Raw genomic sequence first — 18,174 nt, 5'->3', positions numbered from 1 at the left:
CTTAATCTCGATAGATTTACTAAAGTTTAATGTATTTAAAAGATATTTGACAGGGCATAAAAGTTACTATTTTCCATTAAAAAGTTACTTTTTCAGATGAATTATTTAATATTATTTGTATCGTTTTTATTAATTGCCCCCAAACTCATTAAATTATCTAACTCCCCAGAAGTTAAACCTGTTGCGTGATGAATATTCATACCTTCATAGGGGCGATCGCTTCTTAATATTTTGATACATTCTCCTGTATTTACATCCCAAATTCTCACCGTTGAGTCGGCACTACCAGTAGCAAATAAATCTTGATTAATAATTGTTAAACAGGGTATAGGGGCTTGATGTCCTGTCAAAACTTTAACACATTTACCAGAGGAAAATTCCCAAATTCTAATAGTTGTATCAAGACTGACAGTAATTAGAAATTGATCATTTTTTATGAAACTTATACCCACTACTTGGGCTAAATGTCCTTGTAAATTTTTCTCTAGTTTTTTTACTTTTCTATTCCAAATTACTACTTGATTTTTAGCACCTGTAAAAACTAAATAATTATCATTTTGTTTCCAAGCTATATAACTTCTAATATCATTAATATTGGCTTCTTTATTTTCAAAAATCAACTCTAATTTATCTGTATAATAGTCATAAATAAATACTTCTCCTTTACGGGTATATATGGCTAATATTTTACCATTATTTGACCAACTTAAGTGCATAATTTCTGTAGTTTTTATCATTAATTGAAGGCAAAAATTATTATCATTAAAATTCCAAAACTTGATCTGATTACTACTTCCAGCAATAGCTAATATTTCTCCTTCAGGATGCCAAGCAATAGTAAAAACTAAATCAGTATGAGCTAATATTTGTTGTTGATATTCTCCTGTTTTTCCATGCCAAATTTTAACAGTGCGATCGCTTCCACTACTTGCAAAAAATAGTTTTTGAGGATGCCACGCTACTGCAAAAATAACTCCTTTATGGGCTTTTATTTCTTTCAAAGGAGAACTTTTTTCCCATGACCATAATCTTAAAATACCATCTGTGCCTCCACTAACCAAAAATTTATTATTATCCGTTGATAATGCCCAAATATGATTAGAATAACCATATAAAGTATCGATGCGATCGCCTGTTTCAATGTCAAAAGAAATTAAACATTCTTGTTGAGAAGCAGAGGTGATAATTTTACCATTAGGGCTGTAAGCTAAGGAATATATTTTTCCTTTTTGTGGTATCAAACTTTTAATTATTTTCCCTGTTAAATTATCCCAAAAAGTGATAGTTGATTCTGATGCAGTAGCAAAAGAGTTACCAGTAGGGCAAAAAATAGCTTGATGAATAAAAATATCTTTGTTATCTAAACTATAAAGACAATCTACTGATTCGATTAACCACATTTGTAGATTACCATTAATAGTAACAGTTAACATTAACTTGTCATCGGGAGAAATTGATAAACAATGAATCGGATTTTGGGAATAATTAAATGTCTTAAAACAAGTTTTATCAGTTAAATTCCACTGTTTAACAGTGCCATCTAAACTAGCAGTAAATAAAAATTGATCATCATGATTAAATTGTAAGCTATTAATATCTCCTTGATGTCCTTGCAAAATATGGTGAATATCATCTTGCCAATGCCATAATTCTAAATAACCACAATTACAACCAATAGCAATTATTTTATTATTTTTAGTGATAGAAATTGCGTTAGCCTTGTGTTGTTTTAATTCATAATTGGCTAAACAAAAACCTGTTTTAATATCCCATACTTTGACTGTTTTATCATCAGAAGCACTAATTAATAATTGTCCATCAATACTAAATTTAAGATCCCATGCCCAAGCATTATGTCCGCTTAATTTTAAAATATTTTGACCATCTTTTACTCTCCATAAATAAATTATCTCATTAATATCAGAAATAGCAATAATTTCTCCTTGAGGATGATAAGCTATCTTTAAAACCGCACCGAGAGTATGGATAAATTTAACATTTTTAAAATCACAATAACTAAAATCAATTTTTCTCAAAAAGTTATTTGATAAATCCGTTTGCCAAATCGGTAATTCTCTAAAATTGTATTCTTGTAGAGCTATTTTAAGCATTTCAGAGATTTTAATGATATTTCCCACACCATAATTATTAAAAGGCAATTCTTTGCAAAGATTTAATAAATTTTTTAACTGCTTTTTTAATTGTATTTTTACAGGAAAAGTTTTTTCTAATAAAGTTATTAATGGTTCTATAATCAGTCTAGTTTGTGCGATTCTTATATATTCTTTAGTTGTAATTTTTGTTAAAGGATACTTCCCAAATAAATCAAGATTACCGTTAACTATTTCTTGATAAATGTTGTTAATAAATTTTTCTAAAACATATTCCATAATTACAGGTTGCTGACTATATTTTCCGTCCTGAATTTCAAGAAGCGATCGCCATTTTAAACTTTGCAAAGCTGACAATAATTGAGATTTTTGGATGGGAGGAATAATATCTTCTGCTAATTCTTCTATTGATGTTAATTCCCGATTAATAGCTAACCAATTCATAATCGTTTTTTCTGTATTGCTGAGACGATTAAACTGCTCATCTAAAATAATATTTAAACTTCTTAAAAGAGTTGTTTCTTGGGCTAAAAAATTACTAGCTTTATTAGCAAACAAATCCTTAATTACATTACTTACTAACTTAGTGGCAAGAGGATGATAATTATATAATTTAGCTAATTCCAATTTTTCTTGTTCTGATGCTAAAATCTTTTTTTCTTTTAAAATATCTAGAGAAGCCTCTTTAGAACCTTTAAGATTAATACTTTTAACTTGACTTTTTTCTTCTTCTAAGAAAGTTATTTCTGGTGGTTTTTCTCTGCCTGTCAAAATAATATAACTTTGATGATTTGATGCTCCTAAAAAACGAATAAAATTACCATAATTTTCAAAATCAGAACGATAATAACCAACTTCTTTTTCTGCTAAAATAGTTTCAATATTATCCAAAATAATTAAACAGCGATGTTGTCTTAACAAAGAAAGTAAATCATCCACTGAACCTTCTAAATTTTGATAATTAGAAATAACAGAAACTATATCAGTAACAAGATGATTTAAAAGAGGTGCATTTCTCAAACTTCTCCAAATAATTACTGTAAATTCTGACTGATAATTAAGCATAAATTTAACGGACAAAGAAGTCTTCCCTACACCTCCAATTCCTGATATATAAATTAAACGTTTATTTTCGACAAAAATTAAATTATGAAGTTGTTTTAACTCTTTATCTCTACCATAAAAATTATCTAATTTGGGGCTAGTATTCCAATCTTTTACTATGTTTTTAGAATAAGATTGATCAACTATCTGATATTTTGCTGATATTATTTCTTTTAGTGTTTTTTTTGTTATTTTTATAGCAAAGTGCTCAGAAAGACGATTTAATAATTGTGCTGATAATTTTTTTATGTAATTATGATTATATCCCAATTTATTAGCAATCTCGGAGTAACTATTTCCCAATAATATTCCTTGCAAAATCAACTCCATTAATGAGGTTAATTGTTCTGGAGAAAGAGATTCTTTTATATACTTAATAATATCTTGATTATTGGGAAGATTTTCGTGGTTGTGTTTCATTAACAAAAAAAGAAAATTAATTAAAGCATTATGACAGTGGAATTGTTTTAGACTTACTCATAATTGATTAAACTTTTTCAGAAAGTAAGGCAACAGAGAATAACAGGCTTTATAAAGTGAGTGCTACAAAATACATCTACAGATAAAGCATAAAAAGCCTCAGCTACGGGCAACAGGGTTAATATTAATGTTTTCCGAATAACAATCTATTTCTATTGTAAAATCTTATTTTCTTATCAAGATGACAAATTCCAGAGGTTTATTGTTTTTAGTCTTAAATTAACTAAGCAACGATAAAACTTACATAAATGGATATAATACTGAACAACATAATATACAATGCTAAACATAATATTTTCCTTGTTATCTTACAGAATAAATTATTGTCGGTGAGCATTTGTAGATTTTCAACAAAATAAGACTTTCTTATCCCACTATAATTAAATAGCTTTCATAATTAAAATATTTTTACTATTACTGTTATTATGCAAAAGACTTACTATTCCACTACAGCATTAGTGCTTTTGATGTCTAATTTACTGAGTTGCAATGTCTTTGCCCAAGAATTAGCACAACGTCAGCCTTTAAAACCTTTAACGGGTAATAACACCCCTAACACAGTTAATAGTGACTATCCCATATCTGCTTCACAAGACAGTTTAGCTCAGAGATTTCCTTATACTTTAGATGCAGGTGATGTAATTTCGCTAAATATTTTTAATGTGCCTGAGTATAGCAGAGAGTATCAGGTGTTGGTTGATGGTACTCTGAATTTACCTTTAATTAATCGTGTTACCGTAGCAGGTTTAACTTTAGCAGAAGCTGAACTTTTGATTAGTCAAGAGTATGTATCCCAAGGTTTATTGAGAGATCCTATTGTTAGTATAGATTTAACTATTCCTCGTCCTATTACTATTGCTATGGTAGGAGAAATCCGCACTCCGGGCTCTTATTCTATTCCTTTTGAAACAGGAGGCTCAACTGGGGGAGGGAGTAGTGCTAATTCAGGAAGAAAATTTCCGACTTTAATTAGTGCGTTGCAACTAGGTAACGGTATTAATGCCTCTGCTGATACAAGAAATCTTCAAGTTGTTCGTAATTTCAAAGGAAGAGAGTATATTATTCCCGTTAATTTATGGGATTTCCTTCAAAATGGTGATTTACAGCAAAATATTGTTCTCAGAGATGGCGATCGCATCATCATACCCAGCGCCCAAAATATCGATCCCACGGAAGTATTAAGAACAGCAACTGCTAATTTTAGTGCTAATCTTAGCCTACCAATTTCTATTAGTATTGTAGGAGAAGTTAACCGACCTGGTCCATACACCTTAACTGGTGACGACGTAAAAGCTAATAACCTTACCGATGAGTTGTCATTTGACACTAATCGTGTAATTAATAATGAACAAAGTTTAGCAGGTATTCCCACGGCCACAAGAGCAATTAAAACAGCCGGGGGATTAACTGCCAGAGCGGATATTCGTAATATAGAGGTAAGAAGAACATTACCATCTGGGGAAGACCAAATAATTAAAGTTAATCTCTGGGAACTTTTACAAACAGGTAAATTTAGGGAAGATGCTTTATTACAAAATGGCGATCGCATTTTTATTCCTACGGCCGAATCCATTGATGACAGTGAAGTGCGTCAAGTAGCAGTAGCTAGTTTTTCGCCTAATACTATTAATGTTAGCGTTATTGGGGAGGTTAAAAATCCCGGTTTAAAACAACTACCACCGAATGTAAGTTTACAACAGGCACTACTTCAGGCAGGAGGTTTTAACAATCGTCGAGCCAACGAAGCAACCGCAAAATTAATTCGACTTAATCCCAATGGTACAGTTACGGAAAAAATTGTCAAAATTGACTTTTCTGCTCCCTTAAATCAGGAAAATAACCCCCCCCTACTCAACAATGACATTGTTTTCATTGATCGTTCAGGATTTGCTGTGGTATCTGATGCAACTTATCAAATTTTTGATCCTTTTGCTCAAATCATCGGTATTATCGCTAATACGGCTAGAATTGTCGATGTTTTTAACAACAATAATAATTAATGATTAAACTTACAAACTAAACATTTGTATAAACAATATCAATATATATATTAGGATAATGATCTTTCAAAAAAGGAAGATCATCTTTTTTTGTTTATTAAGCCCAAGTTTCCTAATTTAACCTGAATTTGGGATCAATTTTCATCTATGAATGATGGCGAAAAGGGCAATGGGCAAGGGGCAAAGTTAAATAGTTGATAATTAAGAATTAAGAATTAAAAACCCCTAACTCGTTTTTCTCCAATACCCTAAGCCCCTAACAACCAGCAGGGCTGTTTCAAAGTAGAAATACAAAAACGCTAAAACTATTGCCAGTAAAAGAATATAGGGTTTTAGAGCTTTTAGGATTAAGAAGTAGTTAAAAATGTTGAGATTATCAATTTATAACTATAAACCATTAAAAACTATTGCAAGAGTGCCTATTCCCTAACTGAGTTCGATGAAAAAAGTATCGAAAAATAAAGCGCCCTCGAGTTATCATCGAGCCAATTTTGGAATAAAAAATTATTAAATTTAGGAAAAACTCATTGAAAATCAATTTATTCAGCTTTTTTGTCAATAATTATTACTTTTAACTCCGAACTCCGAACTCCGAACTCAGGTATTCCCTGCCTTAACCAGAAAATTTTAGAATGAAACAGCCCTGCCTAACAACCAGACATCTACCCGATATTCTTAAATCGAACTGAGGTGAAATAAGTTCATAAGTTCTATCACCGAGAGAGTAATTGCGTCGTTTGCATCTCCATAAACTCTTCATCGCTGAATCAAAGATTAGGGATAAAATAAAATTGCAGAGAAAAGAAAGCATAAGACTATCGCAATTATTATGAGTTACTGGAAAGCGGGGAAAATTATTCAGAAGGGAAGATATGTTATAGAAAAAGTATTGGGGGCAGGGGGTGCAGGTATTACATATAAAGCAAAAGATATTATTAATGAGAAAATAGTTGCCATTAAAACTCTCAATGCCAATATTCAGGCTTTACCCAATTTTGCGAAACATCAAGAAAGATTTATTCAAGAGGCTTTTCGTTTGGCTAAATGTAGTCATGCTCATGTAATTCGAGTGGATGATGTCTGTCAGGAAGAAGATTTGTGGTGTATGGTGATGGAATATATTGACGGTGGTAATTTAGAAACCTTAGTGAAAAAACAGGGGGGATTTTCTGAGTTTGAGGCTATTCGCTACATTTATCAAGTAGGCAGTGCTTTAACTTATATTCATAAGCAAGGTATTTTACACCGTGACGTTAAACCAGCTAATATTATGCGTCGCATGGAAAATAACGAGGCGGTATTGATTGATTTTGGTTTAGCAAGGGATTTTATAGAAGATAAAACCCAGATTCATACAAATTCCCGTACTGAAGGTTTTGCACCCATTGAACAATATCAAAGAAATGCCAAAAGAGGAGCTTATACCGATGTTTACGCTCTTTCTGCAACTTTATACTATATTTTAACCCTACAAATACCTTTTCCTGCTCAATTTCGCCAACAAGGCATTAATTTAATTCCCCCTCAAACCCACAATCCCAAAATAAGCGATCGCACCAACTTAGCTATTTTGAAGGGTATGGAATTGTTACCAGAAAATCGTCCTGAGTCAGTAACAGAGTGGTTGAATATGCTTACCGAAGATGTTGAAATCAACTTGACGAATAATAACCCGACGCCTCATTCTCCTGTTATTCCTCCTCCTACACCACAAACCACCCAACCATCAGAAAATACCAGTGCTAATACTCATCATCCCTTGCCCGTAATCCCAGTTATTCCCGTACCGAAAAAGAAAAAAGTTAGAAGAATAAAAGCTAGACCTCGTCAAACCAGTCAACCTCCCCAAGAATATACTTATGATCCTCTTTCTCCCACTCGTTTTGAAAATAATCCCATTATTCCCGTAGAATCTAGCTATGACAATCAAGAATCTCTCATTGATACTCATTTAGAAGAAATCGTTTCTCAAACTGAAATATCATCCTCTGAAACAGTCATTGAACCGCAAAAGAAACCCAAAATGTCTGCGGTGGGTATAGACTATCATCATTTAGAAGAATTACTGAGTCAAAAAAAATGGCAAGAAGCAGACTTAGAAACACAAAAATTAATGCTCAAAGCGGTTAATAAAGAAGATTTTGGTTGGATCGATCGCCATGCCATGCAAGAGTTTCCCTGTGAAGATTTGCACTCTATTGATCGCTTATGGACTAAATATAGTCAAGGCAAATTTGGTTTTTCCGTACAAAAAAGAATTTATCTCAGTTTAGGTGGAAAAAGATCCCATGATAAAAAAGTTTGGGAGAGTATGGGCGATCGCGTCGGTTGGAGAAATAAAGGTTTATGGCTATTCACTGAGGATCTCAACTATGATTTAAGCGCCCCCCAAGGACATTTACCAAGTCTTGCCATGTCAGGATTATTAGAAGGAATTTATACTCTGATTTCTCGAACAATGGACTGTAATTTATAATTTCGTATTGATTTTGACAGAATTAAAACTACCCTCCTCTGTAATTTAATAGTTTGTGGAGAAAAAGCAGTGGGTAGGAAAAAAAGTCTAATCTATGAGAATTGAACAAATAAGAGCTTTTGTAGCCGTTAGTGAAACAGGGAGTTTTGGACAAGCGGCAAAACTTTGTGGTGTCACTCAATCAACTATTAGCCGTCAAGTACAGGGTTTAGAAAGTCACCTAAATACAGCTTTATTCCATCGACAAGCACAAGCAAAATTAACCGTTTCAGGAGAAAAACTGCTACCCCATGCCAAACGTATTTGTCAAGAGTGGGATAAAATCGAGTATAAAATCCAACAACTGTTACAAGGAGAGCAACCAGAATTATGCGTTGCAGGAATTCACTCTGTTTGTGCTTATTTTCTACCCCCCATCCTCCAATCATTTTGCCAAAGTCATCCCCAAGTACAACTTAGAGTTACAGCCCTAGGAAGCGATCGCGCTCTCAAAGTATTACGAGATGGATTAGTGGACGTTGCAGTAGTGATGAATAATAAATATCTCACTTCCACCTCAGAAATGGTTTCCAAACACCTATATTATGAACCGATACAAGTGCTAGTTTCTAGCTCTCATCCCCTTGCCACAAAAGATAGTGTTACCATTGTCGATTTAGCCCCCTATAGCCAAGTAATATTTAAAGACGGTTATGGAATGCAGAGAATTGTTCAAGAAGTATTTGCAGGACATGGTTTTGATTTAGAAGTAGCAATGGAATTAAATACCCTTGATGCTTTTCGAGGAGTTATTCGTCAAGGTAACTTTATCGCCCTTTTACCAGAATCTGCTCTACAAGAATCAAAATCTGACCCCTCTCTAAGTATTATTCCCATTACCTTAAAATCTCATCAATCTCAAACCCAACAATTAACCAGAGAAGTTGTTTTAATTACAACAAAGGATCGTTTACAAATTCCCACCGTTAAAGACTTTTTCAATTTAGTTTATGATTATGCTAAAGCCATGAACAACCAAAATTTATAGACACATATCACGTTAGATTTCCACATAACAGAGGAGTAAAACTAAAACTATCTGAGTTCAGAGAGTTCGCTGCACTCTTACACTCCTTTCAGTCGTGAACGGGGTTCGGGGTTCGGAGTAAAAGTAACTAGATATGGACGAAAAAAGTAGATAAATTGATTATCTCTTGAGATAAGTATTATCTCAAGAAAGCTGAAACGGTAATTGAACTCAGTTAAAAATCAGCTAAAATCCATAGAGTAATATTTTCCATTAATTTTTATCACTTTTCCCTGTTCTCTTTCTCCCCTTTTAAGGGGAGACACAGAGGGGTTTCCCCTTTTGCCTACCTTAACTGAAAATTTTATATGGAACTCAGGTAAAACTAATGTATGAATAAAAACAGATATTATAATTATTGAAAATAATCGAATAAGTTAAACTAATATCAAATGATAGAAATATTGACTAATCCAGATCCTAATATTGTATTTTGGTTGATGCTGTTGCATTGTATTATTGGATTAAGTGCGGGAATCGTTGCAGATATTAAAGGTTACTCTTTTCCTTTATGGTTAGGTATAGGTACTATTGCAGGGACTTTTGGTTTAATTGCCTCTTTGACTTTAAAAAATCAAAATTAACCATTTAAAGTTAAGACCCATTTGACTTATTTTATTCATTAATCATCTGGTAAAAAATATTAATACATTTTTTTGTTGTCTAAATAATATTTAGTTTGTAAAAAATTTAGTTATAGAGATGAAAAGATGGAACTAAGGAGCTAAATTTGGGTCTAAAAATGGAGAGATTTATAAGTTATTCTCCTCCATGAAAAGTATCAGTGGCACAGTATTAGTATCTAGGGCTAAAACCCTCATATATCAAACTTTTAAAACCCCTAAAGGGGTAATTACAAACTTTTATTTATTTAGTTTGAGCTACCTAGTTAAACTCAGGAAAGTCATTATGAAATTAACTTTGATAAAGTCTAAGTTTTTAATTCTTTTTATTACGTCTCTTTTTTTTGTAAATTTGATTAGTGGATTTCCTCTTTTCGTTCAAGGAAAATTTTTTAGAGGTGTTTTTGCTCAAGATGTTTTCCCTCAAATTACACAAGATGAGATTTTAAACGTAGTTAATAAAGGTAACGAAGTAATTATTAATAATAAAAATGTTAATTTACCTTGGATACAATGGCAACAAGGAGGAGAAATTCATACAGGTTTAGCTGATTTTGCCGCAGAAGCTAATTTAGGCATAGAGTTATTGAGTACAACGAATAAAGATAAACAACCTGTACAATGGTTTGCTTATAGTAATATTTTACCGACTCAATTTCTTAATCCTTATCGTTATTTAGACATAACAGATTTAGTTAAAAATACTTCTTTAGAGATAGATAATATTAATCCTTATTTAGCTTTAAAATTGCCTCCTAGTAGAGTTAATAAGATTTATGAAGTGTCAGAAACTCAAGGTAAAAAAATTATTATTGAACTGAATCAACCTAGCTTTTTTCAAGTAAGTCAAGGTAAAGATGTGGGGATAATTTCTCTTGATAGTCAAGTGGATAATTCTCTTTTTCCTAGCCTCCCTCCCAATAATAATAACCCCGTCATTCAAGAGGAAGAAGGGGACGAAACTCCTCAAAATATAAACATTAATAACAGTAAATTATTTACTATTTCTGGTAAAGATAATAAAACTCTAGTTAACATTACTTTACCTGCTTTTTCTAATTTAAAAGTTACTTCTGCTAACCCGAATATATTATTTGTAGATATTAGTACAACTGCTATTAATTCTAGGGATATATTATGGAATAATGATGTTATTTATAGTAGAAAATATGTCGGTATAAATAATAATAAAGACCAGTTTTTAGTATCATCTCTTACCTTAAACACAAAAAGCTATAATTTGGATTTACGTCCTATGTTGACGAATGGTAATACTATAATTGGTACAGCACCTCTAAAAACTACTGCTCAAAATTCAGGGGCAATGGCAGGAATTAATGGGGGATTTTTCAATCGCAATAATCAATTACCATTGGGAGCGATTAAAGATAGAGAAAACTGGCTATCGAGTCCTATTTTAAATCGGGGGGTTATTGCTTGGAATGATTTAGGAGAGGTCAAAATTGATCGTATTAAATTAGAAGAAACTATTACAACGGGTAGAGGAGATCGCCTCATCAATAATTATGTTAATAGTGGATATATACAGGCAGGATTAGCCCGTTATACGGAAAATTGGGGCTTTAATTATACGACTCTCAGTGATGGAGAAATCGTTGCAGTGGTGGAAAATGGCATTATCAGAGACAAAATTGTGGGAGTTAAAGCAGGAGAAGACAGCATTAATATTCCCCCTAAAGGTTATCTGTTAGTGTTCCGTAAATTTAGAACAGGAGCGGACAAATTTAGTCTTAATGATTCTGTTACTGTCAATACATATACTAATCCTACAGATTTCGCTAGTTATCCTTATATTATGGGGGCAGGTCCTCTGTTACTTCTTAATGGTCAAATTGTTTTAAACGGGGAAGCGGAAAATTTTAGTAAAGCCTTTAATACCCAAAAAGCCTCCAGAAGTGCGATCGCAGTTAACAATCAAAGTAAAATTCTCTTAGTTGCCGTACATAGTAGAATCGGCGGGGCTGGTCCCACCCTTACCGAAATGGCTCAAATTCTCCAAAGAATGGGGGCTATTTCTGCCCTTAATTTAGATGGAGGAAGTTCTACTCAAATGTACCTCGGCGGAGCTATTATAGACCGTTCTCCTGCCACTGTTGCCAGAGTTCATAACGGAATCGGAGTATTTTTAAGACAAAGATAATACTGGCTCTAGGTTCAAAGTTACGGTTTTCAGGTTGCAGGTTGCAGGTTGCAGGGTATTGGGGTGTTAGGGGAAGTTAATTAAACACTTTTGCCCCTTGCCCCTTTGCTCACTACTTGATGATTCTGTTAATCATCGATTTTGCTTGAGATAAATAACCACCTCCAAAGAGGTTAAAGTGATTGAGAATATGATAAAGATTGTAGATAGTTTTTCGTTGTTGGTAGCCATTATCTAGGGGGTATTCTTGGTTATAACCTTGATAAAAGTCAGAGGGAAAACCACCGAATAATTCTGTCATAGCTATATCAGCTTCTCGATCGCCATAATAAAAAGCAGGATCAAAAATAGTAGGTGTGCCATCAGCAGTAAAAGCGGCATTGCCAGACCATAAATCACCGTGAAGTAGAGAAGGATTTGGGTTTCTATAGCTAAGAATATCTTTAATTTGAGCCACTATTTCCCCAATATTGGAAAAATTTGCCCCTTTACGATTAGCTAGTTTCAGTTGATAGCCAATTCTCGTTTCTGCAAAAAATTCTGACCAATTATCCCCCCAATCATTAATCTGAGGAGTTGAACCAATGGTATTATTTATTTTCCAACCGAAACGGGTTTCTTTTTGATAGCGATGGAGTTGTGCTAGTTTTTTCCCCATTAGTTGCCATGATTGAGAGCTACCCCTACCTAATTCAAAATACTCTAAAACAATATAGCTATTATTTCCCGCAATGCCGTAACAAATCGGTTTCGGTACTAAAATGGTATGGGTTGAGTACATTTCCTCTAATCCCAATGCCTCCGCCATAAACATATCTAAACTAGAGGCACTATTTAATTTAATAAAATAACTTTCTTGAGTGCCAATTAATTGATAGGCTTGATTAATACAACCCCCCCCAATAGAGCGGTGATCGCACATTTCAAATTTTTGCTCAATATTCTGATTAATTTTTGAGATAATTTCTGACCACATTTCTGATGTCATAATTTGGTAGCTATTGTCATTTAATCATACCAAGTAATTTTTATGTATTTGTTAACAAGTTTTCTTAATCCCGATGGAAATCAATTTCTAATTCAAATAGTCAGTGCTAAAATCTCAAGTTAGTAAATTAATGTCCTTCTGCAATCTTAATTATAGTTAGTCGTGCAAATATCCTTAGATTACTTTCGTATTCTCGGAGTCCCCCTTCAGGCGGATTCAGATTTAATTAATCAAGCCTATGAAGATCGTTTGCTTCAGTTACCCCATGAGGGTTATAGTGAATATGGCATCACCTCTCGTCAGAACTTACTTAAAGTTGCTTATGATGTCTTAAAAGATGAAGAATCGCGCCTAGAATATGAGTCATCTCTATTTACGAAAGAATCCCAAGAGGATATTTTTCTTGAAACATCGGAAGAAGTTACGGTAGAAATTACCAATGATTTGTTAGTAGGGGCGTTAATTATTCTTTATGATTTAGGAGATTTTGAATTAGTTTTAAGATTAGCAACACCCTACCTTGAAGATAAAAATAACCTAGAAGATTTAACGGATAACAAAGGAGAAATTGATTTTATTTGGCAAGATTTAATTTTAACGGCGGTTTTAGCCTATTTAGAATTAGCAAGAGAGAAGTGGCAAGATAAAGAATATGAATTAGCGGCTAATTATTTGCAAAAGTCTTATAATCTTTTAAATCAAGAAGATTTATTTCAGCCTTTAAAAAAGGAAATTAAGCAAGATTTAGGAAAATTAAAACCCTATGAAATTTTAGAATTATTAACTAGAGAAAATGAAATAAAAGAAGATAGAGAAAAAGCTCTTAATTTGCTTCAGGAAATGTTGAATGTTAGGGGAGGTATTGAGAGTCAAAAAATTGATGATTCTGGATTAAATGTTGATAGTTTTTTACGTTTTATACAACAAATTAGAGTTTATTTAACAGCAGAAGAGCAACAAATTTTATTTGAAAATGAGGCAAAAAGACCCTCTCCTGCGGCGGCTTATTTAACTGCTTATGCTTGTTTGGCGAGAGGATTTACTGAAAGAAAACCTGATTTAATTATTAAGGCAAAAAATAATTTAATTTCTTTAACTATTCATCAAGATGTTTATTTAGAGCAGTCTATTTGTGCTTTATTATTAGGACAGACTACTGAGGCGGAGTTTTCCCTAAGTCAGAGTAAAGAAAAAGATGCGATCGCACGTATTCAAGAAATATCGGCTAATTCTCCCGATTTATTACCCGGATTGTGTGTTTATACGGAAAAATGGTTACAAACAGAAGTTTTTCCCCAATTTAAAGGTTTAAGGGATGTGGATTCTTCTTTACAAGCCTACTTTGCGGATGAGAAAGTACAAAATTATTTAGAAAGCATCTCTCCTCCTTTAATTAATGAAACAGAATTCTTAAACGAATCTTCCCCTTCTGTAGAAGTTAACAATATCTCACAAGTTAATTATTCTGCATCAACCTTATCTACCAGCGAGGAAGAAAAGATTATTGACGATAACACACAAGAAAACCAATCCCACATTGCCAATACTCAAGTAATAGAAGCAGAGGAAGAAAAGCAAACCACATCTTTGTTGGTAGAGGATGAATTATCCCCTTCAGAGGATTTAATCGGTTTTGGTGATTTTCTCGATGCAGAAATGGAAACAGATTCGGAGGAAGAGACACCATCTGTTGCTAAGTCAACGCCCCGAAATTTATCTCCTTGGTACAAAAATCCTGTTTTTGTCCCCTTAATTGGCTTAATTCTTTCAACTGCGATCGCATTTTTAGCTGTTAAAATCTTATTTAAACCAAAATCTGAACCCTTGAATATACCCCTGTCAGAACCTTTAATTGAATTACCTTCCCCAGAAAAAGAGTTAATTAAAGAGAATTTACAAAATCAATTAACTCCAGAAAAAGCATCAGAAATTATTGCAGGATGGCTAAATGCCAAACAAGAAGCCACAGGGCCTAATTATAATTTTATCCTACTCAATCAGGTGCTTTCTCAACCCCTTGCTTCCGTGTGGATTGCCAATGGTAATGCTTTAAGAAGAATTAATGCTTATAGACGTTATGAACATGATATTAAAATACAGTCAGCAGAAGTTAACCCCCAAAATACGACAGAAGCCATTATTAAAGCCGAAGTGTGGGAAAAATCTCAATATTATCAAAACGGTGCATTAAAACCCAGATTTTCTTATGAAGAACGGTTATTAGTGGAGTATTCTTTAGTAAAAGAGGGTGATAAATGGTTGATTCAAGAAATTAAAGTTTTATAATTCAGGTGTTAGCTATCATATAAGGAATGGCAAAGTTAAAAGGGTGAGGGGCAAAGTTAAAAGGGCAAAGTTAAAAGGGCAAGGGGCAAAGGTAATAAACCATTAGTAATTAGTAAGTAACTTCGGCACTTTAAGAATTAGTTTCTTCTAATCCCCTAACACAATACCCCTAACCCCTAACTCCTAACTCCTAACTCCTAACTCCTAACTCCTAACTCCTAACTCCTAACTCGTTTCTCCCCAATCCCTTAATACCCCTATACTCCAATACCCTAAGCCCCGATTTCCCCATCTAATCGTATTACTTATTAACTAGGAAAGATGATGTCTAATTAAAAACTATGGACTGGGTTGCTCTACTCAAAAGTCAACAAGAAGACTTCATTCACCGTCTTAAATCAGAACATTTTTTGTCTCATCGTTTTAAGGGTGTATTTGGAGAGTCTTTTGTTATTGATAAAAATAAAGCTATTCCTCTGATTCAATCTTCTGAAAAATTAGCAGAAAAATTACAAGAAACCTTAGAAAATCATGATAGTCAATTAAAGGAAAATATCTTTAAAAATAAACTGATAAAATACTGTGTTAATTTAAGTTTTGGCGATTTGCTAGTGGAAGTAAATCCAGAACAACATTTTCTTGATGATTTTTTGATTCTCGCATTAAAGGATAATCATAACTTTCGTATTATCGTCAAATTAGTCATAGGTGATTCTGTAAATATTGCTGACTTTGCTGATGTCAAATGGTTTTTTACCCCAGAAGAAGTTAAAAACAATCAAGTTGTATTATGTGTTTTTTCTGAGAGAGATTTAACATTAAACAAAAGTCCATATAAGATTATTTTTGCTGGATTTTTACCTACCTACACCTTAAGTATTTCTAAAAAGCAAAATAGATTCACTTTTTCATTTTCTCATCTGTTATATATGGGAGGGTTAAAATTTTATTTAACATCTTATTTAGATCAAAAATATGACTATTTAAAACAGGCTAGTTTACATAACAATCATGGTGATTATTTAAGTGCTATTTACTGCTATGATCAAGTTTTAAAAAATAATTCTATCGATTATAAAGTTTATTTATTAAGAGCGATCGCAAAATGGAAAATAGGTAGCCAACAAGGAGCATTAGCAGATCTTAATCAAGCTATTATTATATATCCTAATTATGATTTGGCTTATCATTGGCGAGGTTATATAAAATATAAAATACAAAATTATCAAGAAGCAATATCAGATTATACAGAAGAAATAAAAATTAATCCTCTTTCCATTTATGCTTACTACAGAAGAGCTTTATGTTATGAAAAAACAAATAGTTTATTAAAGGCTTTTGAGGACTATTCCCAAGTACTTATTTTAAATAACAATCTTTACCAAGGGTTTTATAATAGGGGAAATATTCGCTATGAATTGGGAGATAAAGAGGGTGCATTAGAAGATTATAAAAAAGCATTACAGTTAAATCCCTCTCTGGCTAAAGCCTATTATAATTTAGCAATCATCTATAACGATTTAGGGGAAATAAATCAGGCAATTTATAACTATAAATCAGCCATTAATTTAGTACCAAATTATGTAAAAGCCTATTATAATTTAGCAATTATTTATGTAGATTTAGGTAAATATAGACAAGCAATTATTCACTATGACAAAGCCTGTGAACTAGATAATGAATTTATACAAGCTAAATATAACAAGCAATTTTTACTAGAATATTTACAACAACAAAAACAAAGAAAAGATAATAAAGATAATCCAGAATATAATCAAAATATCAAGGGAAAAAGTCAATTAAAAAAACCTGAACAATTCACTCCAGAAATAACATCAGATTTGTTACCAGAAAAAGAACATCATGAAGATGATAACAAAGTAATAGTGAATAATGATCTTATTAAAGTACCAAAAGAAAACAACTTTGATAAAATGTCCATAGATCCTTGGAATACGAAACCAAGATAAGATAGTGACTAAAAAAATTTATGATGGACAAAAAATATGATCCTTTACAACCTCGCTTAAATCCCGAAATTGAAGAAATTTTATGGTTAATTAAAAAAAACTGTGATGAGTTAATTGAGGAAAAAAATTTTCTCAGCAGACGAGGACAAGCTAGAATTTTAATTGCTCATTTGGAAGAATTGGTGGAACAACCAGAATATTTTATTGATGTTGAAGAGGGGTTAATAGATGATTCTCGGTATTGGATGAAAGAAGGTAATTTTACTGATAATTCTCCTTTATTTTTAAAAGAAAAACCTTTTGATTTTGCAGAAACAACAGAAAATTTATATTTTTTTTATAGTAATAATAAATTCTCTTTATTGTATAAAAATTCTCCTTTTGATCCTTATTATTGTCCTTGTTTAGATTATGGTTTTATTGTTTATACCTTAGAAAAACTCTATACCACTCAACAAGAAACACAAGTTCATATCAATGATAACGAAGTAATAACAAACTGTTTAGAAGAAATAAAATCTAATTATTCTCAACAATATTTACAAACGGATAATCGTTATTTTATTTTAATTGATCCTTTAGGGGTAAATTATGGTTTATCTTTAACAGTAACTACAACCAATAATTATGAGGAAGCTATATTTATTGCTAATAGTTTGACGGATTATTTACCTATTCGTTTTTTGGTCGCTAAACAAATTTATGTTTTTGATACCCATTAAAATGGGAAATTTCTGAAGGCATTTTGAATAAATAAAAAACACTTTTTGTCCTCTCCCTAACCCCTCTCCCATCGGAGAGGAGATACTTTTTTCTAATAATTAATTAGGATTTGCTGAAAAACTGGTATCAAGAGGTTAGGTAACAGGTAATAGTTCAAAATATTTACAAATCAAATAGGCAAAATTT

At 32.4% G+C, this 18,174-nt stretch carries 10 protein-coding genes; 8 read left to right on the top strand and 2 right to left on the bottom strand.

All coding sequences use genetic code 11. The features are described from left to right. Nucleotides 1-101 precede the first annotated feature (101 nt). Nucleotides 102-3,635 (bottom strand): WD40 repeat domain-containing protein, encoded by a 3,534-nt coding sequence (locus Dongsha4_RS18395; protein WP_330203719.1) that lies wholly within the window; start codon nucleotides 3,633-3,635, stop codon nucleotides 102-104. A 485-nt stretch (nucleotides 3,636-4,120) separates the two neighbouring features. On the opposite strand from Dongsha4_RS18395, the gene Dongsha4_RS18390 reads away from it, so the two are divergent. The 5 genes from Dongsha4_RS18390 to Dongsha4_RS18370 all read left to right on the top strand — a co-directional run bounded on the left by Dongsha4_RS18390 (nucleotide 4,121) and on the right by Dongsha4_RS18370 (nucleotide 12,021). Then, a complete protein-coding gene (locus Dongsha4_RS18390) occupies nucleotides 4,121-5,695 on the top strand; it encodes a polysaccharide biosynthesis/export family protein (RefSeq protein ID WP_330203718.1) in 1,575 nt (524 codons plus the stop codon). Between the two features lie 829 nt (nucleotides 5,696-6,524). Continuing rightward, nucleotides 6,525-8,171 (top strand): serine/threonine-protein kinase, encoded by a 1,647-nt coding sequence (locus Dongsha4_RS18385; RefSeq protein WP_330203717.1) that lies wholly within the window; start codon nucleotides 6,525-6,527, stop codon nucleotides 8,169-8,171. 94 nt (nucleotides 8,172-8,265) lie between these two features. Continuing rightward, a complete protein-coding gene (locus Dongsha4_RS18380; protein ID WP_330203716.1) occupies nucleotides 8,266-9,198 on the top strand; it encodes a LysR family transcriptional regulator in 933 nt (310 codons plus the stop codon). Between the two features lie 431 nt (nucleotides 9,199-9,629). Continuing rightward, on the top strand, nucleotides 9,630-9,821 hold the full coding sequence (locus tag Dongsha4_RS18375) for a hypothetical protein (protein WP_330203715.1): 192 nt from the start codon (nucleotides 9,630-9,632) through the stop codon (nucleotides 9,819-9,821). Between the two features lie 325 nt (nucleotides 9,822-10,146). After that, on the top strand, nucleotides 10,147-12,021 hold the full coding sequence (locus tag Dongsha4_RS18370; protein WP_330203714.1) for a phosphodiester glycosidase family protein: 1,875 nt from the start codon (nucleotides 10,147-10,149) through the stop codon (nucleotides 12,019-12,021). A gap of 112 nt (nucleotides 12,022-12,133) precedes the next feature. Here Dongsha4_RS18370 and Dongsha4_RS18365 read toward each other — a convergent pair whose 3' ends face one another. Continuing rightward, nucleotides 12,134-12,997 (bottom strand): fructosamine kinase family protein, encoded by an 864-nt coding sequence (locus Dongsha4_RS18365; RefSeq protein ID WP_330205471.1) that lies wholly within the window; start codon nucleotides 12,995-12,997, stop codon nucleotides 12,134-12,136. A gap of 174 nt (nucleotides 12,998-13,171) precedes the next feature. On the opposite strand from Dongsha4_RS18365, the gene Dongsha4_RS18360 reads away from it, so the two are divergent. The 3 genes from Dongsha4_RS18360 (at nucleotide 13,172) to Dongsha4_RS18350 (ending at nucleotide 17,987) form a co-directional block, all read left to right on the top strand. Beyond that, nucleotides 13,172-15,295, top strand: coding sequence for an IMS domain-containing protein (locus tag Dongsha4_RS18360; protein WP_330203713.1), 2,124 nt, complete (start codon nucleotides 13,172-13,174; stop codon nucleotides 15,293-15,295). A gap of 341 nt (nucleotides 15,296-15,636) precedes the next feature. Then, nucleotides 15,637-17,265, top strand: coding sequence for a tetratricopeptide repeat protein (locus Dongsha4_RS18355; RefSeq protein WP_330203712.1), 1,629 nt, complete (start codon nucleotides 15,637-15,639; stop codon nucleotides 17,263-17,265). A 20-nt stretch (nucleotides 17,266-17,285) separates the two neighbouring features. Beyond that, nucleotides 17,286-17,987 carry a hypothetical protein gene (locus tag Dongsha4_RS18350; RefSeq protein WP_330203711.1) on the top strand — a complete coding sequence of 234 codons (702 nt, stop codon included), beginning with the start codon at nucleotides 17,286-17,288 and terminating at the stop codon, nucleotides 17,985-17,987. The last annotated feature ends 187 nt before the right edge of the window (nucleotides 17,988-18,174 follow it).

Source organism: Cyanobacterium sp. Dongsha4 (assembly GCF_036345015.1).
GTDB lineage: Bacteria > Cyanobacteriota > Cyanobacteriia > Cyanobacteriales > Cyanobacteriaceae > PCC-10605.
Note: the sequence above shows the minus strand (reverse complement) of the source record. Positions and strands in the feature narration are given on the sequence as shown.

Bases quoted from the DNA above. Each gene is read 5' to 3' on its own strand.
- Dongsha4_RS18395 (WP_330203719.1), bottom strand. From the start codon at position 3,635: ATGAAACACAACCACGAAAATCTTCCCAATAATCAAGATATTATTAAG.
- Dongsha4_RS18390 (WP_330203718.1), top strand. From the start codon at position 4,121: ATGCAAAAGACTTACTATTCCACTACAGCATTAGTGCTTTTGATGTCT.
- Dongsha4_RS18385 (WP_330203717.1), top strand. From the start codon at position 6,525: ATGAGTTACTGGAAAGCGGGGAAAATTATTCAGAAGGGAAGATATGTT.
- Dongsha4_RS18380 (WP_330203716.1), top strand. From the start codon at position 8,266: ATGAGAATTGAACAAATAAGAGCTTTTGTAGCCGTTAGTGAAACAGGG.
- Dongsha4_RS18375 (WP_330203715.1), top strand. From the start codon at position 9,630: ATGATAGAAATATTGACTAATCCAGATCCTAATATTGTATTTTGGTTG.
- Dongsha4_RS18370 (WP_330203714.1), top strand. From the start codon at position 10,147: ATGAAATTAACTTTGATAAAGTCTAAGTTTTTAATTCTTTTTATTACG.
- Dongsha4_RS18365 (WP_330205471.1), bottom strand. From the start codon at position 12,997: ATGTGGTCAGAAATTATCTCAAAAATTAATCAGAATATTGAGCAAAAA.
- Dongsha4_RS18355 (WP_330203712.1), top strand. From the start codon at position 15,637: ATGGACTGGGTTGCTCTACTCAAAAGTCAACAAGAAGACTTCATTCAC.
- Dongsha4_RS18350 (WP_330203711.1), top strand. From the start codon at position 17,286: ATGATGGACAAAAAATATGATCCTTTACAACCTCGCTTAAATCCCGAA.